Annotated in this window: 18 protein-coding genes; 12 read left to right on the top strand and 6 right to left on the bottom strand. The window is 53.2% G+C overall.

Features of this window, described 5'->3' with window-relative positions:
- Window positions 1-3 precede the first annotated feature (3 nt).
- The 9 genes from KJW29_RS11075 to gyrA all read left to right on the top strand — a co-directional run bounded on the left by KJW29_RS11075 (window position 4) and on the right by gyrA (window position 16,061).
- Complete coding sequence (locus KJW29_RS11075; protein WP_087566949.1) at window positions 4-279, top strand: NAD/NADP transhydrogenase alpha subunit; 276 nt, start codon at window positions 4-6, stop codon at window positions 277-279.
- Window positions 280-313: 34 nt separating this feature from the next.
- Window positions 314-4,018, top strand: coding sequence for a dynamin family protein (locus KJW29_RS11070; protein WP_214629837.1), 3,705 nt, complete (start codon window positions 314-316; stop codon window positions 4,016-4,018).
- 285 nt (window positions 4,019-4,303) lie between these two features.
- Window positions 4,304-6,109, top strand: a complete 1,806-nt coding sequence (locus tag KJW29_RS11065; RefSeq protein ID WP_214629836.1) for an ABC transporter ATP-binding protein — start codon at window positions 4,304-4,306, stop codon at window positions 6,107-6,109.
- Window positions 6,106-7,929 (top strand): ABC transporter ATP-binding protein, encoded by a 1,824-nt coding sequence (locus KJW29_RS11060; RefSeq protein WP_214629835.1) that lies wholly within the window; start codon window positions 6,106-6,108, stop codon window positions 7,927-7,929. The genes KJW29_RS11065 and KJW29_RS11060 overlap by 4 nt, the downstream gene beginning before the upstream one ends.
- A gap of 300 nt (window positions 7,930-8,229) precedes the next feature.
- On the top strand, window positions 8,230-9,408 hold the full coding sequence (gene purT, locus KJW29_RS11055) for a formate-dependent phosphoribosylglycinamide formyltransferase (RefSeq protein WP_214629834.1): 1,179 nt from the start codon (window positions 8,230-8,232) through the stop codon (window positions 9,406-9,408).
- A 265-nt stretch (window positions 9,409-9,673) separates the two neighbouring features.
- On the top strand, window positions 9,674-9,949 hold the full coding sequence (locus KJW29_RS11050) for a YqkE family protein (protein WP_214629833.1): 276 nt from the start codon (window positions 9,674-9,676) through the stop codon (window positions 9,947-9,949).
- A 117-nt stretch (window positions 9,950-10,066) separates the two neighbouring features.
- The gene (locus KJW29_RS11045) at window positions 10,067-11,257 is read left to right on the top strand and encodes a M14 family metallopeptidase (protein WP_214629832.1); all 1,191 of its coding nucleotides are present in this window, start codon (window positions 10,067-10,069) and stop codon (window positions 11,255-11,257) included.
- Between the two features lie 364 nt (window positions 11,258-11,621).
- Window positions 11,622-13,592 carry a DNA topoisomerase IV subunit B gene (parE, locus tag KJW29_RS11040; protein ID WP_214629831.1) on the top strand — a complete coding sequence of 657 codons (1,971 nt, stop codon included), beginning with the start codon at window positions 11,622-11,624 and terminating at the stop codon, window positions 13,590-13,592.
- 12 nt (window positions 13,593-13,604) lie between these two features.
- Window positions 13,605-16,061 carry a DNA gyrase subunit A gene (gene gyrA, locus KJW29_RS11035; RefSeq protein ID WP_214629830.1) on the top strand — a complete coding sequence of 819 codons (2,457 nt, stop codon included), beginning with the start codon at window positions 13,605-13,607 and terminating at the stop codon, window positions 16,059-16,061.
- On the opposite strand, the gene KJW29_RS11030 is transcribed toward gyrA, so the two are convergent.
- Window positions 16,052-16,219: a hypothetical protein gene (locus KJW29_RS11030; protein ID WP_179215424.1), complete on the bottom strand. Its 168-nt coding sequence runs from the start codon at window positions 16,217-16,219 to the stop codon at window positions 16,052-16,054. The genes gyrA and KJW29_RS11030 overlap by 10 nt on opposite strands.
- Window positions 16,220-16,496: 277 nt before the next feature.
- On the opposite strand from KJW29_RS11030, the gene KJW29_RS11025 reads away from it, so the two are divergent.
- On the top strand, window positions 16,497-16,901 hold the full coding sequence (locus tag KJW29_RS11025) for a MarR family transcriptional regulator (RefSeq protein ID WP_087566933.1): 405 nt from the start codon (window positions 16,497-16,499) through the stop codon (window positions 16,899-16,901).
- Window positions 16,902-17,491: 590 nt separating this feature from the next.
- Here KJW29_RS11025 and KJW29_RS11020 read toward each other — a convergent pair.
- Genes KJW29_RS11020 through KJW29_RS11010 form a run of 3 tightly spaced genes read right to left on the bottom strand, consistent with a single transcriptional unit; the run spans window position 17,492 to window position 20,363 of the window.
- Complete coding sequence (locus tag KJW29_RS11020) at window positions 17,492-18,760, bottom strand: CapA family protein (RefSeq protein ID WP_246608689.1); 1,269 nt, start codon at window positions 18,758-18,760, stop codon at window positions 17,492-17,494.
- A 5-nt stretch (window positions 18,761-18,765) separates the two neighbouring features.
- A complete protein-coding gene (locus tag KJW29_RS11015; RefSeq protein ID WP_214629828.1) occupies window positions 18,766-19,497 on the bottom strand; it encodes an RluA family pseudouridine synthase in 732 nt (243 codons plus the stop codon).
- Complete coding sequence (locus tag KJW29_RS11010; protein WP_108996127.1) at window positions 19,497-20,363, bottom strand: class I SAM-dependent methyltransferase; 867 nt, start codon at window positions 20,361-20,363, stop codon at window positions 19,497-19,499. Before KJW29_RS11010 ends, KJW29_RS11015 begins: the two co-directional genes overlap by 1 nt.
- Window positions 20,364-20,476: 113 nt before the next feature.
- On the opposite strand from KJW29_RS11010, the gene KJW29_RS11005 reads away from it, so the two are divergent.
- Together KJW29_RS11005 and KJW29_RS11000 are read left to right on the top strand one after the other, a co-directional pair.
- Window positions 20,477-21,133, top strand: coding sequence for a phosphatase PAP2 family protein (locus KJW29_RS11005; protein ID WP_214629827.1), 657 nt, complete (start codon window positions 20,477-20,479; stop codon window positions 21,131-21,133).
- Window positions 21,130-21,330: a hypothetical protein gene (locus tag KJW29_RS11000; protein ID WP_214629826.1), complete on the top strand. Its 201-nt coding sequence runs from the start codon at window positions 21,130-21,132 to the stop codon at window positions 21,328-21,330. The genes KJW29_RS11005 and KJW29_RS11000 overlap by 4 nt, the downstream gene beginning before the upstream one ends.
- Window positions 21,331-21,452: 122 nt before the next feature.
- Here the strand turns inward: KJW29_RS11000 and KJW29_RS10995 are convergent, their stop codons facing one another.
- Together KJW29_RS10995 and KJW29_RS10990 are read right to left on the bottom strand one after the other, a co-directional pair.
- Entirely contained in the window at window positions 21,453-21,812 is a 360-nt protein-coding gene (locus KJW29_RS10995) for a hypothetical protein (protein ID WP_214629825.1), read from the bottom strand.
- Between the two features lie 415 nt (window positions 21,813-22,227).
- On the bottom strand, window positions 22,228-23,337 hold the full coding sequence (locus tag KJW29_RS10990; RefSeq protein WP_281426350.1) for a nitric oxide synthase oxygenase: 1,110 nt from the start codon (window positions 23,335-23,337) through the stop codon (window positions 22,228-22,230).
- Window positions 23,338-23,383: the final 46 nt, after the last annotated feature.

The raw sequence follows: 23,383 nt of genomic DNA, 5'->3' as shown, positions 1-23,383 counted from the left end.
AATATGAAATGTATCTCCGTGTACACAAACAATTTTGAACTATTCTCGGATATTTACGAGCAAGTCCTTGAATCTCCTCCCAAGGAGAATGAAGATATCGTCATCGATGGCATTACGGTGAGCGGATCAGGCGACGTGCCGGATCAATATATTGATCGTATGCGCGTCAAGCCCGAGGTTGTCGTGATGAAAGAGAAAGAGCGCAACATTATGATTCTTCAGCATGGCAATGTATTCGAGATTTGCCTGCCGTCGACAGAAGAAGAAGAAGCGGTATAAGAGCGAGTACAATAGTATGGAGATGACGAAAGTAATGAACGTGCAGAACCTAGCTGAAGCGTTACACAAGATCGGCGCCGAATTGGAAGCCGCAGGCGACCATACCCGTGCCGTACAAGCGCAGGAGCTGAACAGTAAGCTGACCGAAGGTCGGCTTACTGTTGCTTTATGCGGACATTTCTCGGCAGGCAAGTCTACGCTCGTCAATGCGTTGTGCGGCGCGAAGCTGCTGCCTTCCAGTCCGATCCCTACAAGCGCGAACGTCGTTTCGATCCGAGGCGGCGACCGGGCGATAGCCTATGTAGAGACGGAAGCCGGAGGCGTCGCTTCTCACGCGGAGGTGCCGATCGACGATCTGGACACTTATTGCAAGGACGGGGAGAAGTTCCTGTCTGTATCGATTCGATATCCTAGCAACCTGCTGGGATCGGAGATGACTTTGCTTGATACGCCGGGAATCGATTCGACGGACGATGCTCACCGGATGGCAACGGAATCCGCTCTCCATCTGGCGGATGTTGTTTTCTACGTCATGGATTACAATCACGTCCAGTCCGAGATCAACTTCGCATTCGCGAAAAGCCTGAAGGACTGGGGCAAGCCGCTTTATTTTATCGTTAATCAAATTGATAAGCACCGGGACCGCGAGCTTAGCTTCGATGCCTACAAGAGCAGCGTAGAGGATGCGTTTCACGCCTGGCACTTGGAGCCGGCAGGCATTTTGTACCTCTCCCTGCGTCAGCCGGACCATCTCCACCATCAATGGGATACCCTTCTGACTCTGATCGAGCAGCTTAAGGAGAAGCGGGAGGAGCTTTGCGCATACAGCGTGGATGCTTCGCTGCGCCATCTGGTTAACGGTCACGTCAAATGGGAGAACGAAAGCCGCGAGCCGGAACGCGAAAGACTAACGGATGAAGCGGGCGGGGAAGAGGCGCTGAGCTCCGTCAAATTGGAAGCTGCGCGGCTGAGAGACAATATCCGATCGCTGGAGGCTGAAAAGGAACAATATCGTACGCGGCTTCGTACGGAGCTCCAATCGATACTGGATAACGCCAATATTACGCCGGCCGCTCTAAGGGACCTGGCTCATTCGTTTCTGGACAGCCGAAAGCCAGGCTTTAAAGCCGGACTTCTATTTGCCGGCGCCAAGACGGCCGCGGAGCAGGAGCGGCGCCTTGCCGTGTTCCGCGCGGAGCTTGGCAGCTTGATCATTGCGAGCATGGACTGGCATGTCAAGCAGTTGCTGAGGCAAGCGGCATCTGCAGGAGGTTACGCCGGCGAGCAATTGGAATCTTTGCTGACTGAACGTCTGGGCTGGACGCCGGACGACGACTGGCTGGTTTCGAGAGTAAAGCAAGGCGCCGTATTCGGCAACGAATACACGATGACTTACAGCAAGGATATGGCTGGGGATGTCAAGAGCGAATACCGGCGGCGCGCGATGGAAGTGATCGATGTGCTTGCGGATCATGCGGCAGCTTCCGTAGACGCCGATATTGGGGCTGCGAAGGGAGAGCTTGCCGTCCTCAGCGGCAAGACGTCTGCAGTCGATGCGCTTCATGACCTGGAGCTGGCTATCAAGCGCAGGGAGGAAGAGCTCCGCCAGATGCAGCCTGACGCGTTAATGAGACCGCAGCTGCCAAACCCTGCGGAGATGGTGCTTGCGGGAGCGAGCGGACGGACGCAGTCGTATGCGTGCTCTTCCTCGCCGCCATTGCGCTCGGCTAGCGGCAGAGAAGATGATGCAGGCCGTATGAAGCAGGAAGTTGCCGCAGCTGCCATAGCCATTGCTAAGTCGGAGACGGCGGATGAACGGACAATTGACCGTTCTTCGTCCATCCGCTCGAAGCAGTTGGCTGCTTCGAAGCGAATGAGGCAAGCTGCCGACTTGCTGGAGCCGCATGCCATGCTGCAAGCCGCGGCGGCGGCACTTGCGGAGAAGGCGCGTCGTCTAGGAGACAGCCGATTTACGATCGCGTTGTTCGGAGCGTTTAGCGCGGGCAAATCCTCGCTTGCAAACGCATTGATTGGAGAAGCCGTATTGCCGGTATCTCCGAATCCTACTACCGCGGCGATCAATCGTCTAATGCCGCCTACCGGGCAATTCGGGCATGGCACTGCACGGGTCGCTATGAAGTCTAAGGAAGCCATCCTGGACGATCTGCGGTACTCCTTGTCCTTGCTCGGCGAACGCGCGACCAAAGAGACATTGCCTGATGGAGCGTCGATTCTTGCAATTATCGATAAACTATCGCCGGATTCCATCGGCGCCGGCGGCAGACCGCATTACAGCTTCCTGCGCGCGGCAAGGAACGGGTGGCACGAGCACGAAAAACAGTTGGGCATGGAACTGCATGTCGATCGCGAAGAATATGCAAAGTTTGTTGCCGACGAGTCGCGCTCCTGCTTTGTAAGCGAGATCGACTTCCACTACGATTGTCCGCTGACGGCGGAAGGCATCGTCTTGGTCGATACGCCTGGCGCCGATTCTGTTAATGCAAGGCATACGGGCGTTTCTTTCAACTACATTAAAAACGCCGATGCCGTTCTGTTTGTTACTTATTACAACCACGCCTTCTCCCAAGCGGACCGGCAGTTCCTGGATCAGCTTGGCCGCGTGAAGGACCAGTTCGAGCTGGACAAAATGTTCTTTATCGTCAACGCCGCGGATCTGGCTGCCGACGAGGAAGAGCTGCAGCATGTTCTGATGCATGTGGAGCATAATTTGCTCCAACACTCCATCCGGCATCCTCGGCTGTATCCCGTCTCCAGCATCGAAGCGCTGGACGGCAAGACGGAGCGCAATGAGGCGCTTCTTATTCGCTCGCGAATCACTGCTTTCGAAGGGGACTTCCTCTCCTTTATCGCAACGGATCTCGGCGCTCTTGCCATCGATTCCGCTGACCAAGAGCTCAAGCGGACAATCGGGCAGCTGGAGGGCTGGATTGCAGGAGCGCAAGGCGACGAGTCGGCTCGCGAGGCCGAACGCGTCAAGCTGGAAGCCTCCATGGGCCGAGTTAATGAGCCGATGGATCGGCTGCGTGCCGCGCTTTTGCCGGAAGGTCTGAAGCAAGAGATGTCGGAGCTGCTGTATTATGTGGCTCAACGGCTGCAATTCAGGCTTGGAGACTTCTTCCATTTAGCCTTTAACCCTGCGTCCTTGCAAGATGACGGCCGAGACCTAAAGCGGGTCGTCTGGACGTCCTGGCTGGAGCTCCAGCGCCTTATTCAACATGAGCTGTCCCAGGAGCTCCTGGCGACTTCGCTGCGCGTTGAGCGGGCACTGAACGGCGAGTTGAAGAAAGAGCACGCCGCATGCTCGCTGGGGCTTGGCGAGTTGCTGCCTGGCTACGAGGCGGCTCCATATGCGCCGCAATCGCTTGTCGTACCGGAGGAAAGCGCGATGTGGCAAGAAACCTCCATCGAAGCCAAATGGTTGTGGAGCCGATTTAAGTCGCCGCGACAATTTTTCGAAGGAGAAGGCAAGGGGCAGTTGCGCAAGGAGCTTGAAGGCATCCTGGTGCCTTCCATTCAAGCGTGGACATCCGCATCCGCGAGTCAGTGGCATACCCATTACGGCCGCGAGTGGGATAAAGCTTCGGAGCAAGTAGGTGAAAGTCTGATGACGGATGTATTGGCCTATGCCGAGGGCAAACGTCAATCGCTTGCCGGCGGCTCAGCCGTGCTGGAGCTGACGACGCTTAGAAAAAAATTAATCGATATCCAAAAAGTCTGATCCAGTCCGCCTTCCATATCACGATTCGCTTAATGCTTTTGCCGGTGCGGTTCCGCCCGGCAAAAGCTTTTTTTATTTTTGTGTGCAAACGTGCAAAAACGGAGCAATACGTACATTATGGCAATCAAACAAGATCATTTGGGAGGTATCGAGCATTCCTTACCCTCAATCGCCATAATAAGCGGATACACTCAATAATTCGCAAAATTATCGAATTTGCTCCTCTATAACGATGCTGGTAATATGCACTCATACTTAAGAAAACAGATGGGGAGATGGATTTTCTTGGACGTACTGAGGCAGTTAAAAGCCTTTTATTGGCCGGATAAAAAGTTGTTGTTCGGCTCGATCCTGTTCTTGATGATCGCGACTGCACTGGGGCTGGTGTATCCGAACCTGCTGCGTTACCTGATTGACGATGTAATCACACCGGAGCGATTTGAACTCGTGCCTGGTCTCGCAATGCTGGTCGTTGGCGTCATTACACTGAAAGCGATTAATCAATTTTTACATGGATTTCTGGGAGGAAGACTGGGCAACAAAATTGCCTATAACCTTCGAAACGCATTGTACGACAAACTGCAGACCTTATCCTTTCAATATTACGACAAAGCGAAAACGGGAGACCTGATGTCCCGATTGACGGCCGATCTGGAGGGGATCCGTCAATTTATCGGATTCGGCTTCGCGCAAATTCTCAACATGGTGCTGATGGTCGTATTCGGCGGAGCGATGATGATGTATTTCAACTGGCAATTGACGCTCATTATTTTGCTGCCGATTCCGCTCTTGATTTTCCTGGCGCTTAAGTTCGAACGGAAGATCCATCCCGCATTCCGCGAAATGCGTCAGGCCATGAGTGATCTGACAACAGCGGTGCAAGAGAATATTACAGGCGTTCGTACCGTCAAATCATTTGCGCGCGAAACCCATGAGGTATCCAAGTTTTCAATTCGGAGCGACGCGTACCAGCAGAATCAGGTTAGAGCGTCTTCCATATGGGCGCGGTTTTTCCCGGTGATGGAGCTTACGGCGAACTTGTGCGCGGTGATCCTGCTGGTCGCAGGCGGCATTATGGTCATTAATCAATCAATGATGCTAGGTGAGTTCATTGCTTTTTTCAGCTTGATCTGGTACATTATCGGCCCGATGTGGGGTCTCGGCTTTCATATTAATGCTTATACGCAATTCAAAGCTTCCGGCGAGCGCGTCCTGACATTGCTCAATGAACATGTTCACGTGAAAAACGTCAAGGATGCCATCGTGGTGAATGAAAAACATGTAAAGGGTCATGTCCGGTTTGAGAACGTGACGTTTAATTATCCGGACAAAGCTCCGGCGATCACTTCTCTCAGTCTGGATGCCCCGGCTGGTACGGTCATTGGTTTCCTTGGAGGAACGGGCTCTGGCAAATCTACGGTTATCCAGCTGCTGATGCGTGCCTACAATGTGAAGCAGGGCAGCATTACGCTCGACGGCATCGATATTCGAAACCTGGACGTACAATCGCTCAGAAGGCAGATCGCTCCCGTATTCCAGGAAACCTTCCTGTTCTCCGCTTCCATACGCGACAATATCGCTTATGGCGTTGGGGGCGTAACGGACGAAGAGATTATTAAGGCGGCGAAGCTGGCCAAAGCCCATGACTTTATTATGGAAATGCCGCTTGGTTACGATACAGTCGTAGGCGAGAGAGGGATGGGTTTGTCTGGCGGCCAGAAGCAGCGGATCGCCATCGCCCGCGCATTGATCAAAAACCCGCGTATCCTCATCCTCGACGACGCGACGAGCGCTGTCGATATGGAGACGGAACATGAAATTCAGGCGGGCTTCAAGGAATTGATGGCTGGCAGAACGACGTTTATTATCGCACACCGTATTTCCTCTTTGCGCCATGCCGACGAAATTATTGTCCTGGACGAAGGACATGTCGTGCAACGGGGAACACATGAGCAGTTGATCGCTCAAAAAGGCCCTTATCTGGATACGTACCGCATCCAATATGCGGATTATATTGAGAAACAACAAGCAGAAGCCGGTCGGTCGCCGATACCGGGAGTTTACGAAGCTCGGAGGAGTTCGGTACAATGAGCGCAAAATCGCAGATGAAAGCTAGAAACAGAAACGAAAGATTCGTCTACCAGGACGACGAAGAAATCGAAAAGCCGTTTAACTGGGCGCAGCTGAGGCGGCTGTACAATTACATGAAGCCGTACAATCGGCAGCTGATGCCAGTCATCATCATGATGGTGATCGGTACGCTGACACGGTTGACGAATCCGCTTCTGATGTTATACGCGATCGACAATATCCTGATGGCCGAGACTGGCTCCAAGAACGTCGGCGAACTGGTGGCGGTTGCGGCGGGAATGCTGGCCCTGTATGTCATTCAATGGATTTCCAACACGTATCGGATCAAATATACGAACATCATCGGCCAGAAGGTTATCTATGATCTTCGCAAGCATCTGTTTCAACATATTCAGAAGCTGTCGTTCCGCTTCTATGACAAACGTCCTGCGGGCTCCGTGCTTGTGCGCGTCACGAACGACGTCAACGCGCTGCAGGAGCTGTTTACGAACGGCGTCGTCAACTTGCTGATGGACTGCATCCAGCTTTTCGGCATCGTCATCATTTTGCTGGGGCTAAACGTGAAGCTGGGTCTTGCGGTTATGATCACGGTACCGATCATGTTTGTTGTATCGTCCTCCTTGCGGAAGCGGATTCGATTCGCCTGGCAGTCGGTACGGATGAAGCAATCCCGTATTAACGCCCACTTGAACGAAAGCATTCAGGGAATGAAGGTCACGCAGGCGTACGTGCAAGAGAAGGATAATATGAGCTTCTTCGACCATATGAACACCGACAATATTAAATCTTGGAATAAGGCATCCGCGCTTAACCAAATGTTCGGTCCAATCATTGAGGTAACGGCAGCAATCGGCACATGCATTCTGTTCTGGTACGGTGCGAAGCTGATTCAGAATGAAGTCATAACGGTCGGCTTGCTCGTAGCGTTCGCCAATTATATCGGCAACTTCTGGGATCCCATCAACCGGCTGGGTCAAATGTACTCGCAGCTTCTGATCGCGATGGCCTCGTCGGAGCGGATCTTCGAATTCATCGATGAAGAGCCGACGGTAGCAGAGGCCGGCAACGCCAAGAAACTGCCCGCGATTCACGGGGACGTCACATTTGAGAATATTGTCTTCGAATACGAGAAGAACAGACCTGCGCTCAAAAATGTCAGCATCAACGTCAAGGCGGGTCAATCCATCGCTTTAGTCGGCCATACGGGTTCCGGCAAAAGTACGATCATCAACCTGCTGTGCCGTTTCTATGATCCCGTACAGGGACGCGTTCTTATCGACGGAATCGACATCCGCGACGTCTCTATCGAAAGCTTGCGCTCGCAGGTCGGCATCGTGCTGCAGGATACGTTTATCTTTTCCGGCACGATCCGCGACAACATCCGTTACGGACGTCTGGACGCGACGGACGCCGAGATCGTCAAGGCGGCACAATCGGTTCACGCGCATGATTTTATCATGAATCTGCCAGACGGGTACGACACTCAGGTCGAAGAACGCGGCAACGTCTTGTCTATGGGCCAAAGACAGCTTCTATCCTTTGCCCGTGCGTTGCTGGCCGATCCGAAGATTCTGATCCTAGACGAAGCAACGGCCAGCATCGATACCGAGACGGAGCTAAAGATCCAGGAAGCGCTCAAGACGCTGCTCAAAGATCGCACCTCGTTCATGATCGCGCACAGGCTGTCCACGATTCGCCATGCGGACGATATCATCGTGCTGGATCACGGGGTCATCGTCGAACAAGGCGATCATGCGGCGCTGGTCAAAAAACAAGGCGTTTACAACGGCCTTATCGAAGCCCAGTTCAAGTTTGTTTAAAGGTTTTAAGGTTTTAGGTTTGAGGTTTGAGGGTTTAATGGGTTAAAATTTAAATAAAGTTCAAAAGATCGCTTTTCAGTACCGAGAAGATTGGACGAAGCTAGAATCTGAGGAGCGGAGCATAGCAGCGCTATGTGAGCACCGGAGGATTCGGCTGAGTTCAATATTCGACGTCGACTAAGCTTCTTCTAGAAAATTCTTCGTAATGGAAAGTGGTCTTTTGAACCTCCTTATATTGATTTTTGGTGGGAGAACCTTCAGAATGGAGACTATCAAAGTTTCCAGGAGGGTTCTTTTTTTATGTATGGATCACCGTTATCCCAGCAGGCCCGCAAAATGATGATCCTCGGCTCCGGAGAGCTCGGGAAAGAAGTTGTGCTGGAGGCTCAGCGTCTCGGCGTCGAAACGATTGCCGTGGACCGTTATGACAACGCCCCGGCCATGCAGGTGGCACATCGCAAATACGTAACGGACATGCTGGAAGGTGACGCTATTCGCCGCATTATCGAAGAGGAACGGCCCGATCTTATCGTACCCGAGATCGAAGCGATTGCGACGGAGACGCTGCTTGCATTGGAGGCCGAAGGACATCATGTCATTCCGACTGCCCGTGCAGCGCGGCTGACTATGGATCGCGAAGGCATCCGCAGGCTGGCTGCGGAGACGCTTGGCCTCCCGACGGCGCCGTATCGGTTCGCGGACTCTCTCGACGAGCTGCGCGCCGCAGCTGCGGAGCTCGGGTTCCCTTGCGTGATCAAACCGATTATGAGCTCCTCGGGCAAAGGACAAAGCGTCTGCCGCTCCGAGGCCGAGCTCGAGAGCTGCTGGAGCTACGCCATGGAGGGCGGCCGAGCGAAAAAAGCGCGTATTATCGTCGAAGGTTTCGTTACGTTCGACTCCGAGATCACGCTGCTTACGGTACGCTCCGTTTCCGGCACAAGTTATTGTCCGCCGATCGGTCACGTTCAGAAAGACGGGGACTATATCGAATCATGGCAGCCTCATGAGATGAGCGAAGCTCACATTCGCGAAGCGGAAGACATTGCGCTCCGAATTACGGAGGAGCTGGGAGGCTACGGTATTTACGGCGTAGAGCTGTTTCTAACGCCGGACGGCGTACTCTTTAGCGAAGTATCTCCTCGTCCGCATGATACCGGCATGGTTACGATGGCGACGCAGGATCTATCCGAATTCGCGCTGCATGTACGCGCAATTTTGGGTTTCCCGATCCCTGCAATCAGATTGCTGACGCCTGGCGCGTCGCATACGCTCAAAGCAGATCGCGAATCAGCGGAGTTCCGCATCGGCGGTATCGAAGAAGCTCTCTCCGTACCTAACACGCAAGTCCGTCTATTCGGCAAGCCGGAGACGAAAACAGGCAGACGAATGGCCGTGGTACTGTCCAGCTCCGTCGATGTTGAAGCGGCTCGCGATCTTGCGCGTACGGCGGCGGAATGTCTCCATATCGACTATAAGTGAAACTTCAACTTCTTTAAAAGGTAGTTCAAAAAGTCCGCTTTTGATCACGAAGTATACCAAGAAGCCTACTCGACTCGAATATGGAACGCAAGCGAAACTTCCGGTGCTCACGTAGCTACCACTACGCTCCGCTCCTCAGTTTCTACTTTCGTTCCATCTTCTTCAGCGTTTTTGAAAAAAACGCAGCATCGGAAGCATAAGCTCATGTACTGAAAACCGAACTTTTTGAACACAAACTATAAGAACAAGTAGGTGAATGACGACAATGGGCAAAAAAGGAAAACCGCATGGGCAGCGGCGGCCCGCCGCGCCGACTTCGGAGCCTGAGCAGCAAGGCGCGACGCTTAAGGAGCTGCTTGGCGCGGATGTGCGTAATAAGCTGAAGGCTCAAGCGGATCAGCTTAAGCAGGAGGATGCGGACCGCAAGGAACGCGAACGCAAGGAAGCGGAAGAAACCAAGAAACGCGAGCAAAAGCTGAAGGAGAACGACTTCTCTTATTTGCTGAACAACAGCGACCCAAACTGGAACAAATACAAGTAAGGCTGTTAGCCATGTTGCCAAAGCCGAACCTCCAGCCATTCTTCGCCATACGATGATGTAAGGATACGTGCGTCGAAAGCTTAAGCAGCGGCGCTCTGAGCATGGGGAGGCGAAGACATGCAAGTGAAGGTTAGGCCGGGCGACACGCTGTGGAAGTACAGCATATGGTTCGGCATCCCGTATCAGCTCATTCTGGACTCCAACCGCGAAACCGCCTCAGGCGTGCTGGCTGTAGGCGATACCGTTCAGATTCCGGGTTATGTATGGGCAGAACATACGGTTATTGCGGGAGACTCGCTCTGGCGGATAGCGACGATGAACGGCGTATCTGTGGACTTGCTGCTTCAGAGCAATCCCGAGCTGCAGGGCGAGATGTTGTCCATCGGCTCCAAAATAGCGGTTCCTAGACGCGTTACACGGCGCGTCGTGGATGCGAGGCGTCTTTATGGATACGGTTCCTTGCTCGAGGATATGAACAGGCTGACGGATATTTATCCCTTCCTCGTCCGATCGGACATCGGCACTTCGGTCATGGGCAAGCCAATCCCCGCGTTAGGTATAGGGAACGGCAACAAAAAAATTCATTTTAATGGAAGCATGCACGCCAACGAATGGATTACGACGCCCGTACTCATGCAGTTCCTGAATGATTATTTGCTGTCTTTGACAAATAGTATGGATCTCGGCGGGTTGGCGATGTATCCGCAGTACTTGACGACGACATTGTCCATTGTTCCGATGGTCAATCCCGATGGCGTCAATCTCGTGGTAAGCGGTCCGCCGGATGGAGAGCCGTTTAGAAGCGAAGCGATTGCGATCAATGGCGGGAGCAACGACTTCTCCGGATGGAAAGCGAATATACGCGGCGTGGATCTCAACAAGCAGTTTCCCGCGCTCTGGGAGCGCGATGCCGTTCAAGGTCCTCAGGTCCCTGCTCCGCGAGATTACTCCGGCACAGCGCCGCTTACGGAGCCGGAGGCGCGGAGTCTCGCCGAATTCACGCGCGCCAGCGGGTTTCAGCGGGCCTTGGCGTTTCATACCCAAGGCAAAGTCATATTCTGGGGGTTCGAGGGACTGGAGCCACCTCAATCCGAGGTGCTGGCGAACGAATTCGCGGCTGTCAGCGGATACGAAGCGGTGCGTAATGCGAACAGCGCAGCCGGCTACAAAGACTGGTTTATCCAAGACTTCCGGCTTCCGGGATTTACCGTGGAGCTTGGCAGCGGCGTTAATCCTCTTCCGATCGAACAATTCGGCGAGATCTATGAATCCGCTCTGAGCATTATGCTTGCAGCCTTGTATATGTAACCCGCGCAAATTTGAAAGCATGCATATAAATCACAGCCGATTCGCTCATCCCGGAAAGGCCACGATAGAGGTTTTCAAATATTTTTAAGTCGGGGATGCCCAGGCGGCATCCTTTTTTCGCGGATTCGGCATAAGGAGGCGCGGAATTGCGCACTATGGTAACAACTTCATTGCGCCAGGAACATCTGTCATAGACTCGTTCATACTTGTCAAGAACAGACGATTTTAGACGTCAAAATTTTACTTTTGCGAACATTCGTTTGTTTTTATATAATGGGTAAATTGCAGATTGACTTTACGAATGGATAGTCTTGCTTTAAAATAGCTTGGAGATATTACGAGTATCACGGACTGGGGGAAGCTCATGAGTGAGCAAATGGATGTAATCGCGAACGGAACGGCCGCGGAAGGCAATTATGGGGCCGATGATATACAAGTGCTCGAAGGATTGACAGCTGTCAGGAAACGTCCGGGGATGTACATTGGCAGTACAAGCTTATCCGGCTTGCATCATCTCGTTTGGGAGATCGTGGATAACGCAGTGGACGAACATCTCGCTAAATTCTGCTCCGCGATCGAGGTGACGCTGCATAAAAACGGCTCCATTACGGTGTACGACAACGGGAGGGGCATACCTACCGGCATTCATAAGACAGGTATACCGACGCCGCAAGTCGTTTTTACGATCCTGCATGCAGGCGGAAAGTTCGGCGGCGGCGGATACAAGAAGTCCGGCGGTCTTCACGGCGTAGGCGCATCAGTGACCAACGCGCTTTCAGAATGGCTGGAGGTGGAAATCTATCGCGACGGCAAGATACATAGGATGAGATTCGAATATTGGATCGATGACAAAGGCAAGGAGCACGTCGGCGAACCCGTCACGGGTCTGGAGGTCATCGGCAACAGCAACCGCACCGGTACGAAAGTAACGTTTAAACCCGATAGCAGGGTATTCCAGAACGGATCGTCGTTCAACTACGATACGCTGGCAGAGCGGCTGCAAGAAATTGCTTTCCTGAACTCCGGGCTTAAAGTGACGATCAAGGATGATCGCAGCGGCAAGGACGACGTCTTTCATTACGATGGCGGCGCAAGCGAGTTCGTGCAATTTTTGAACGAGGGGAAGACGGCGCTGCATGACGTCGTCCACTTTGCCGGCGACCGCGACGACATTGAAGTGGAGGTGGCGCTCCAGTACAACGACGGGTACACGGAGACGATTGCGTCTTTCGTGAATTCTATCCCTACCCGAGGCGGCGGCACGCACGAGACGGGCTTTAAGACGGCCTACACGCGCGTCATGAATGATTACGCCCGCAAGGCTGCATTGCTGAAGGAGAAGGACAAGAACCTGGAGGGCAACGATCTGCGCGAAGGGATGATGGCCGTCGTCAACATCAAAATGTCGGAGGTGGAATTCGTCGGTCAGACGAAAGACCAGCTCGGCAGCGCTTCTGCCCGAAGCGCGGTTGATGCCGTCGTAGCCGAGAAAATGCAGGTATTTCTGGAGGAGAACCCGCAGGTAGCCCAATCGCTGCTCAAGAAGGCCGTGCAGGCATCCAAGGCGCGCGAGGCGGCGCGCAAGGCGCGCGAAGAGATCCGAAGCGGCAAGAAGAAGAGCGAAAGCTCCAATCTGGGCGGCAAGCTGACACCTGCGCAGTCGAAGGACTACACGCGCAACGAGCTCTTTATCGTGGAAGGCGATTCCGCAGGCGGATCGGCGAAGCAAGGACGCGATTCCAAGCATCAGGCCATCCTGCCGCTCAAGGGCAAGCCGATGAATCCGGAGAAGGCCAAGCTTGTCGACATCCTGAAAAACGACGAATACAAAGCTATCATATCCGCCATCGGCGCAGGCGTAGGCCCCGAATTCGAGGCGGATGAGAGCAACTACAGCAAAATCATCATCATGACGGACGCGGATACGGACGGCGCCCATATCCAGGTGCTGCTGCTGACGTTCTTCTACCGGTATATGAAGCCGCTCATCGATACGGGGCGCATCTATATTGCGCAGCCTCCCCTGTACAAAATTACGCGCAAATCCGGCAAGCTGGAGACCGTGCGTTACGCTTGGACAGACGAGCAGCTGCAGAATTATCTTAAGGAATACGGCAAAGGCTACGAGCTTCAGCGCTACAAGGGTCTCGGAGAGATGAACCCGGACCAGCTGTGGGAGACGACGATGAATCCGGAATCGCGTACGCTGCTCCAGGTACAGATCGAAGACGCGGCAAAAGCAGAGCGTCGCGTATCGACGCTGATGGGCGACAAGGTCGACCCCCGCAAGCGATGGATCATCGAAAACGTAGACTTTACCGAATATGAAGAGTAGAGGAGGATCCGCATGAGCAGCCTGGAACAATTTCTGCCCGCGTTCCTGGAGGAGGTCGTGGGGGACCGCTTCGGACGGTATTCGAAATATATTATTCAGGACCGCGCTATTCCCGACGTCCGCGACGGCCTCAAGCCCGTGCAGCGGCGTATCTTATATGCCATGTACGACGCAGGCAACACGCCGGACAAGCCGTATCGCAAGTCGGCCAAGACCGTCGGCGACGTCATGGGCAATTACCATCCCCACGGCGACTCCTCTATCTACGAAGGCATGGTGAGAATGGCGCAGCCTTGGAAGATGGGCCATCCGCTTGTCGACGGCCATGGCAACTGGGGATCTCAGGACGACGATCCCGCTGCGGCGATGCGATATACGGAAGCCCGGCTGTCCAAGATCGCTATGGAGCTGCTGCGAGACATCGATAAGCGAACGGTACAGTTCAAGGACAACTTCGACAATACAACGAAGGAGCCCGTCGTCCTGCCCTCGCGTTACCCGAATTTGTTGGTGAACGGTGTCAGCGGCATTTCCTCCGGCTTTGCGACAGAGATTCCGCCGCATAATTTGCGGGAGGTTATCGACGCTTGTATTGCTTATATGAACAATCCCAAGCTGCCTCTGGAAGAGCTGATGGGAATCGTTAAAGGTCCGGACTTTCCGACCGGCGGTCTTATCATGGGCGAGGAGGGGATACGGGAAGCGTATACAACCGGCAAAGGACGCATCTACATTCGTTCCAAGACGGCCATTGAGGATATGCGCGGCGGCAAGCAGCAGATCGTCATTACCGAAATCCCTTACCAGGTCGTCAAGTCCAGATTGGTCACCGCGATGGAAAACATCCGCCTGGAGAAAAAGGTGGAGGGCATTGCAGAGGTTCGCGACGAAAGCGGTCGAAACGGGCTGCGCATCGTCGTAGAGCTCAAGAAGGACGCGGATGCGGGCGGCATTCTGGCCTATTTGCTCAAAAAGACGGACTTGCAGGTGACCTACAACTTTAATATGGTCGCGATCGTGAACAAGGCGCCTCAGCAGCTGGGCTTGATGCCGATGCTGTCGGCCTACGTGGACCATCAGAAGGAAGTTGTCACTCATCGGACCCAGTTCGAGCTGGAGAAGGCGGAGGACCGCGCTCATGTCGTCGAAGGACTCGTTAAAGCATTAAATCTGCTGGACGAAGTGATCGCGACCATCAAGGCTTCCAAGAACCGTGGCGACGCGCAGGATAACCTGGTCGCGAAATTCGGCTTCACGGAGCGCCAAGCGGACGCGATTTTGACCTTGCAATTGTACCGGCTGACGAATCTGGAAATTACTTCGCTCGAGAAGGAGCTTAAGGAAGCGCAGAAAAAGATCGCTTATCTTCGTTCCATCCTGGAGAGCGAGAAGAAGCTGATCGGCGTCATCCGGGAAGAATTGAAGGAAATCCGCGACAAGTACGGCATCGATCGCCGGTCCGATATTCAAGGAGAAGTCGAAGAGCTGAAGGTGAATCTGGAAGTCATGGTAACCCCCGAGGATGTGCTTGTTACGCTCAGTAAGGACGGTTACATGAAACGGACCAGCATGCTGTCCTTCACGCGTTCGGGCGGCGAGCTCGACAATTCCGGGGTGAAGGACGGGGACGTCATTCGCGACATGCTGCTCGTCAATACGATCGACAGCCTGCTGCTGTTCACGCGCAAGGGGCAATTCTACCTGCTGCCTGTCCATCAGATTCCGGAATTCAAGTGGAAGGATACGGGAACCGCGATCGTAAACATTATTCAGCTGCCTAAGGACGACGGCATCGTCAGCGTCCTTCCCGTCAAGGATCTTAACGAAGCCGGCCAATCACTTGTATTCGTTACAAAACGTGGACAAGTAAAACGTACCGAGCTGAAGGAATATGCAACGACCCGATCCACTGCCGTAGCGGCTTGCAAGGTTGCCGACGGCGACGAAGTCATCCATGTCACCCAATCCGACAATTCCAAGCATATCGTGCTTGTGACGAAAAACGGCATGAGCATTCGCTTCGAGGAATCCGAGGTCAACCCGATAGGCCGTGTTTCAAGCGGCGTGAGGGGCATCGCACTGAAGGACGACGATGAGATTACGGCAGCGTTATGGGTTGCCGATGATGAAGGCGAAGTGCTTGTCATCTCCGATCTGGGTTATGCGAAACGTTCGCTCCTGCTGGATTATCCGATTCAAGCCAGGGGCGGCAAAGGCGTGCAAACCTTCGAGTTCAAGGAAGGCAAGCGGGTCCGTCCTAACGGCTCTTCGCTGATTGCCGCTTATTATTGCACGAAGCCGCTCGAGATTGTGGCGCTTGCTTCTTCAGGCGCCCGTCACATTGCCGATTCCGAGAAAGCGCCGATCGAAGAGCGCAAGTCTATCGGCAAGTCGTTGTTCCAGGTAGATAAGCCGGATGTCATTACGACGACATTTATCCGATCCGCGTCCGCCTTCCATCAATCGTAAGGCTGTCCGGGCGGGTTAAATCTTTCGATCAGCTCCAGCATCACTTCCAGCATGACCCACAGTGGCACCAGCTCGTCAGGGCGGTCCAGCCACTGCGGGTCTTTGATGATGCCGTAAGCTTTTATTTTGCGCAACACTTCCGACTTCCGCTCATCCAACCGAATCACGCTCCTCGCCGGCTGGTTGCCGCTTCGTTATCCGCACGATGCGCCCAGCTGTCGCCTCATTATATGTCTGCTTCTGTCAAACGGTTCGAAATGATGGCGATAAGAGGCGTAAACTATTAATCGGGTTAACCTTTTATTCGACATGGACGATCGGTATAATAGAGTTAAGAGAATTAATAGTGAAAGTTCAAAAAGTTCGGTTTTCAGCACCGTGATCAAAAGCGGACTTTTTGAACTACCTTATATAGGGAAGGGAGCAGGTGGAGGTATGATTGCCGAAGACTTTACGAAGGTGTGGACGAAGCTGTCGCGCGATTGGAAGATGAATTTGGAGCAGGGGCTGGCTCCGCTCACCGAAGGACAGTTGAACGTATTGGAGCTGCTGCTCGAGTCGGACCGCATGAAGCCCTCCGACCTGATCCCATATTTGTCTACGACTCCGGCGGCCGTAACGACTTTGCTCGATCGGATGGAGCGAAACGGCTTAATCGTCCGTTCGCGGGATGATCAGGACAGGCGTATCGTATGGATTACGGTTTCTGAGCAAGGCAAGTCGGAAGCGGAGCGGGGAAGAAGCGTTCGCAGCAACCTGATCGCGGAGTCGCTGGATCGCATCTCTGCCCATAATCAACAGCTGCTGGTGTTGTTATTAGGCAAGGTAGCCAATCATTAGTTTGTTCTTGTATACGAAATGATGCAACTATACTGCCGATAGAGCAGAAAATAGGTCAAGCTGTTAAGAATGAAGGATTTCAGTATGTCAGGTACATCGGGCGAGTTTGTCGGCAAATTCGGCAGTTTGTACGATTCGCCCCTTGTTTGCCCATGCTGGGGGAATATAGAGGGAAAAGCTCCCCTTAATCTGAGTAAATCAGGCGATAGGCTCGGCATAAAGGGAAAAGCTCCTTCTAATCGGAGTGATTATGCCCGAATACAACGAGCCGGTTGGGATTAGAGGGAGGATTTCCCTCTAAAGCGCAAGCAAGGGCGAAGACGGGGACAATAGAGGGCAACTTTCCCTTTATTCGAGCGAAAGCCATTCGAACACCGTCGACATGGACGACCTTTTTGACGCTAGCACAGAAAGGAATGTCAGGGTGAATTGCTCTGACGTTTTTCTCATTCCAAATACAGCATGCAGAAAAGCCGAAGATCCGCCACAATGGGCGATCTTCGGCTTTTTGGCACGGCGCTGGGTTATTATGGCGATTCGGAACGAACCGAGGGTCAGCGATTTTAAGTCGCTGACAGCCATTCCTCATGTCACTTCATGGAGTTCAGCCGCTCTGTCAACATGGCCAAATCCTGTTTCAACATCGCGTAGTCGCCGGCAGCAAGCAAGGGATCGTTGCTGGCCGCAATTGTCGCCTCGACCGGGAGCACGCGATATCGGTAAGACTTGTCCGGACGATACCGGTGGACCCATGTCGGAATAGCTTCGACTTCGGTCAGTTCTATCGTTCCCTCGGTGACGTTTTTCTTGATGTTTACCTTGAAGATCGCGCCGTAATCCTTGGATTCGCCCCGCTGATTGGAGATGAAGTTGCCCATGGAATAGATGATAAGGGATTGCTTCGGCCGGCCTTGATCGTCGAATGAATCTACCATCTCGTAAGGCTGGAGGACATGGGGATGAGAGCCTGCAATGATATCAGCGCCCGCTGCGGCAAGGGAGCGTGCCAGCGTCTTCTGAGAGTCGTTAGGAACGGTCTGGTACTCCGAGCCGAAGTGCAGGGCTACGGTGACCAGATCCGCGCCTGCTTCGCGCAGCCGAGCGATGTCGTTTTTGATTTTCGCTTCATCGATCAGGTTGACGAGATACGGCTTTCCTTGCGGGATCGGTATGCCATTGGTTCCATAAGTGTAGGAGAGCAGTCCCATCGTAATGCCGTTTTTCTCCGAGATGACAAGCGCATCGGCTTCTTCCTGAGAAGAGGCCGTGCCGAACGCTTGCAGCCCGATCTCCTTCAGGTTGTCCAAGGTGCGCAACAGTCCCTTCTCCCCCTTGTCGAGCGAGTGATTGTTGGCCGTAGACAACAAGTTAAAGCCGGCGTCCTTCAGCGCTTCGGCAAGCTCGGTAGGAGCATTGAAGGTCGGATACCCGCTATAACCGAAGTCTGCGCCCGCAATAGGCGTCTCCAGATTTGCCATCACCCAATCTCCTTCGCTCAGGATGGGCTTTACGTTCTCGAAGAAAGGGGTGAAGTCGTATACTCCGGTAGCCGAATTGTAAGCCCCGGGCAATTGGGGCGAGTGGCTCATAATGTCGCCGACGCCCAACCAAACGGCTTCGGCAAAAACAGGAGGCGGTGGCGTAGGCTCTGGCGTAGCCGAGGCAGGAATGGTCGCTTCCATGGTTGGCGTAACCTTTGCTGTTGTTCCCGACGAACCTGGAACTTGATTTCCGGAGTCGCCGGTTATGGTTGGGTATAGCCATACGACTGCCACGGCCAATGCGAGTACAGTTAATATGGAAAACAAAAACAAAACATAAGGCCTTGCTTTATGTTTACGGGAAGATCTTCTTCTCAATGTCATTAACGTCCTCTCATTGGGCTGTCGGCTATAAAGACCGTCGAGGCCGCTTCCAGCTCCTCAATCGTCCACCAACCCCATGCAGCGTTTCTCTCTGGCAGCGAGCGGAACGTCAAAGTTTCCTTCGTGACGGGATGAGGGAATGATACGGAGGTGGACCAAAGCTGAACATCGGCAATGTCCTTTCGTTTGACGGCTCCATATTTCGAATCTCCGACTAGCGGGCAGCCGATATGCGCCAGTTGGGCGCGGATCTGATGCGTCCGGCCGGTATGCAGCTTGACGGCAAGCAGGCTGAAGCCTTGAACGGATGCCATAACGGTATAGTCCAAAATGGCTTCTTTTGCCTCTGCCGCAGGCGAATCGAAGACAACTGCCAGATTGCGCTTCGCATCCTTGCGGATATAGTGCTTCAAAGTCGCAGTCCGTTTTGCCGGCGTGCTTTGAACGATGCACATATAGGTTTTGCCGAAATTCCGGCTTCGAACGGCTTCGGACAATCGCGACGCCGCCTTGGACGTTTTGGCGAACACCATGGCGCCGCCAACAGGACGGTCCAGGCGGTGGACAAGACCAAGAAAAACATTGCCTGGCTTGCCATATCGCAGCTTCAGGTCATCCTTCAGTAGCGTCAGCATATCCGGATCTCTCGTCTCGTCCTCCTGGGAAGGGATGCCCGGCGGTTTCACGACCGCCAGCACATGATTGTCTTCGAATAAGATGTCAATGGCCATTATTCGGACTCCCAGCGCCCCAAAATGCCGCAAGGCAGTTGAAGGCCGGAACGGGTGATAGGCAAGCCGATCTCGCCGCAATGGATGGCTCCGCCGTATTTGCTCTTCATCGACATATGAAGCATGTTATGCAGAACCGTCGGCGACAAGCCGGTCGTATAAGAATTAATGAGCAGGAAAAGCGGTTGGTCGGATAAAATCGTCGTGCATGTTTGCAGGAAAGGGTACAAATTTTCTTCCAGCTTCCAGGTCTCTCCGTTAGGCCCCCGGCCATAAGACGGCGGATCCATAATAATGGCGTCATACGTGCGGCCGCGGCGCTGCTCGCGCTGAACGAACTTAAATACATCATCCGTAATATATCGGATGGGCGCAGACTCCAGTCCGGACAAGACGGCATTGTCCTTGGCCCATTGGACCATCCCCTTGGCGGCGTCGACATGGCAGACCTCGGCGCCGGCGGATGCGGCTGCAACAGTCGCTCCTCCGGAATAAGCGAACAGATTCAACACGCGGATGGGACGCCCCGCTTTGCGAATTTTGTCCATCATCCAGCTCCAATTGACCGCTTGCTCCGGGAACAAGCCGGTGTGCTTGAAGTTCGTCGGCTTGATATGGAACTTAAGATCGCCGTAAGCAATCGTCCAACGTTCGGGCAAGCTTGGGCGCATCTCCCACTTGCCTCCTCCGGAAGCGCTTCTGTGATAATGCCCGTCGGCGCGCTTCCAATCACCGCTCTCATCGGCGATGGGCCAAATGATTTGAGGATCGGGACGGCGGAGCACATATTGGCCCCAACGCTCCAGCTTATCCCCGTCTCCCGTATCGATTACCTCGTAATCGGACCACTGATCAGCTACATACATCAAATCAACCATTCCTTATCTATTAAAAGTCTTGTAATGTAAACATATCATCGCTTATTATAACGAAGCAAGGAAGAGGAAGCAACGAATGGAGACGTTTGGAGGCGTTATTATTGGTCGCGAACAAAACGATATGGTTTATTCTATTATTGACGGGAGCCGCAGGGCTGGCTATTCTTTGGTCGACGCTGCCCGCGCAAGGAGGTTACGCCATTGATGTCGACTTCCATGCCTATATGGCAAGATGGGCGAGCGATGGCTGGACAACGTTCATGAAGGCGCTGGACAAAGTGGGATCGACAGCCGGACTTGTCGCATTGACACTTCTGATAGCCGCCATCATGGGCTGGAGACTGGGATTGAGACAATCAGTGCATCTGATCGGAGCGATGGCAGCCGGCTATGTTCTTAATACGGCCATCAAAGCAGGCGTAGACCGTGCGCGCCCGGTTCAAGCTTGGGGTATTGAGGTAGACGGCTCCAGCTTCCCGAGCGGGAATGCGATGCTGGGATTGATCTTGTTTGGCCTGACCGGGCTCTTCATCTTAAGCAAGCGCAGCGTTATCGGATGGCAGAGAGGGATGATCGCGGCACTATGCGGGGTCATCATCCTTTTACTAGGACTTAGCCGCTTATATTTCCACGTCCACTATTTGTCCGATATTGCGGCTGGTTATGCTGGGGGATTGATTATTGTAGCGGCGGTTATGCTGCTATTCCGTGAGGGCGGCCATATACCGGAACGGAAAGGAAGGAGGCGGCTATCATGATGGTGCTGGAATGCGAATGCGGCAATCGTACGGGATTGTTTGCAACGGGAGACCGTGACGAACATGGAAGGGAATTTATTGAGCTGGAGGACGATGACCGGTTCGGCTTCGAAATCGGTGAGGACAGCGTTGTCTTTCGATGCTCGTTCTGCGGATATAAGTACAGGTTAAAGCAATATGCTCCATTCGAATCCTAAAAAATAGAGAAACAACCGGGCGGCTTCTCTGGCGATTATTCGCTAGAGCCTCTGTCCGGTTGTCTTTTTTCGCTCAGTCCAAGGATGGCGTAGCCGTTTCGCCTTGTCGCAGACTATAAGCATCAATAGCAATAGTACTTCTCCCAAATTTTCTTCGAATCATCCTTGTTGTCTTCCCACCAGCAGAAATCATCCCACCAATCGTCATCCCACCAATCATCGTCCCACCAATCCCAGAAGCCGCTGCTGTTCTTTTTGTCCGATGCTTTGCTTTTCTCATACTTGTCTCCGCCGCCATAACTTCCGCTATCGCTGCTTCCGCTCCCGGAAGAACCGCCGAAGACGGATAACAGGCTGGAGAAGAAGCCCTTACTCCCATTGTTGTCATAACTGCTCGAATAATTGGAGGCGAAGGCTGAAGCCGGGAATGCTAGAAACGTCAGCAACAAGGTTAATCCGACGACCCTCTTCCATACGGCCATGAGTGAATCCCTCCTTTCGAATTATATAAAGAACACACTGTTCATTATAAAGAAATTTTCGTTTTTGGGCAAGAAGTCTCCCACATCTAAACTGCCTTACTCGCGATAGTGAGGCCTAGGTAGTGAGAGGAATGGCTGTCTTATACGAATATAATTCTTTCAAACTCCTCTGTATACGAACATATGTATGGTGAAGTTGAGTTGTAAATACAAGGACATGTTCGATGAAGGTGGTGCAATGATACGAGCTCATATCGTATATTTTCAGGCATCTAGAAGGAATATGGATCGACTATTTGCCTGCAACAGCGTTGTATCGAAGTGGTTGATGGTAAGAAGCCCCCACTTCAATAAGTGGGGGAGTTTCACCATGGGAAATGAATAGATGGAAACGATAAGTATCCAGAATTGCAGCCTAAGAGAAAGGCTGCTTGCTATAGAAACGGGGCGATCGTACTTCATCATGATAGGAATTGTGAAAAATCGCAGTCGTCGCCGGCGACAGCGGAGGAATCAGCCAGGACCAGCGGCCCGTCACGTCGCGTCCGCTTGCCCTCTCATTTTTTTCGAACCTGGCGAATTGCTGAGCGGCCGTATGGTGATCCACTATCGTGATACCGGCGCTTCTATAGGATTCCAGAACGGCGACGTTCAATTCGACCAGCGCGCGGTCCTTCCACAAGGAGAAATCCCGGGATGTGTTCAGTCCCATCGCTTTCGCCATTGCGGGAAGCAGATTGTATCGATCTTTGTCTGCAAGGTTTCTGGCGCCGATCTCCGTACCCATGTACCAGCCGTTGAACGGAGCGGCCGGATAGTAGATGCCGCCGATCTCCAGCGTCATATCCGAAAGAATCGGCACGGCGTACCAGCGGATGCCTTGCTCGTCGAAGGCGGGATAATCAGGATGCCGTATGTCGACCTCAAGGACGAGCTGCGGAGGAATATCGTACCATACGGGCTGCCGTCCTGGCAGGTTGAAGACGAGAGGCAGGAGGTCGAACGGCGTACCGGAGCCGTGCCAGCCGAGCGCCTGACAGGTTCGGGTGAAGGAGATAGAGGCGGGATCGCCAACGATGCTGCCGTCATCTTGTTCGTACCCGGCATAACGAAGCAATTGATGATTCCATATGCGTGGACCGCTCTCCGGCTTTTCGGCATACTGCTGCGGCGCGAAGATCGTCATGAAAGGCTTTATGATTCCGCCGCAAGTAGCTGATTCGATATGCTCGAACAAGGCGCCCGCCATTCTATCTTCGCTGTTGATGGTTCTGGCGTCGATGATGTTTAACGAATCCCAGAATAGTCTTCCGATACACTTGTTGCTGTTGCGCCAGGCCAGCTTGGCGCCAAAAATAAGCTCGCCTTCGGTATGAGCATAGGTGCCGCGTTTGCTCAATTCTTCCCGAACTTCGTCCAATCTGGCATTAAGCTCCGGGTCGCTGCGGCCGGATTCCCGATAAAAGGAGGCGAGAAAGGTTGATGCCAATTCGTATAGCTGCTCACGCTGAATGATGGGATTCATAAATACTCTCCTGTAAAGGGATTGTTTATTTCTAGTATAGCAAGAC

The sequence above is a fragment of the Paenibacillus agaridevorans genome, from assembly GCF_018604145.1.
GTDB lineage: Bacteria > Bacillota > Bacilli > Paenibacillales > Paenibacillaceae > Pristimantibacillus > Pristimantibacillus agaridevorans.
Note: the sequence above shows the minus strand (reverse complement) of the source record. Positions and strands in the feature narration are given on the sequence as shown.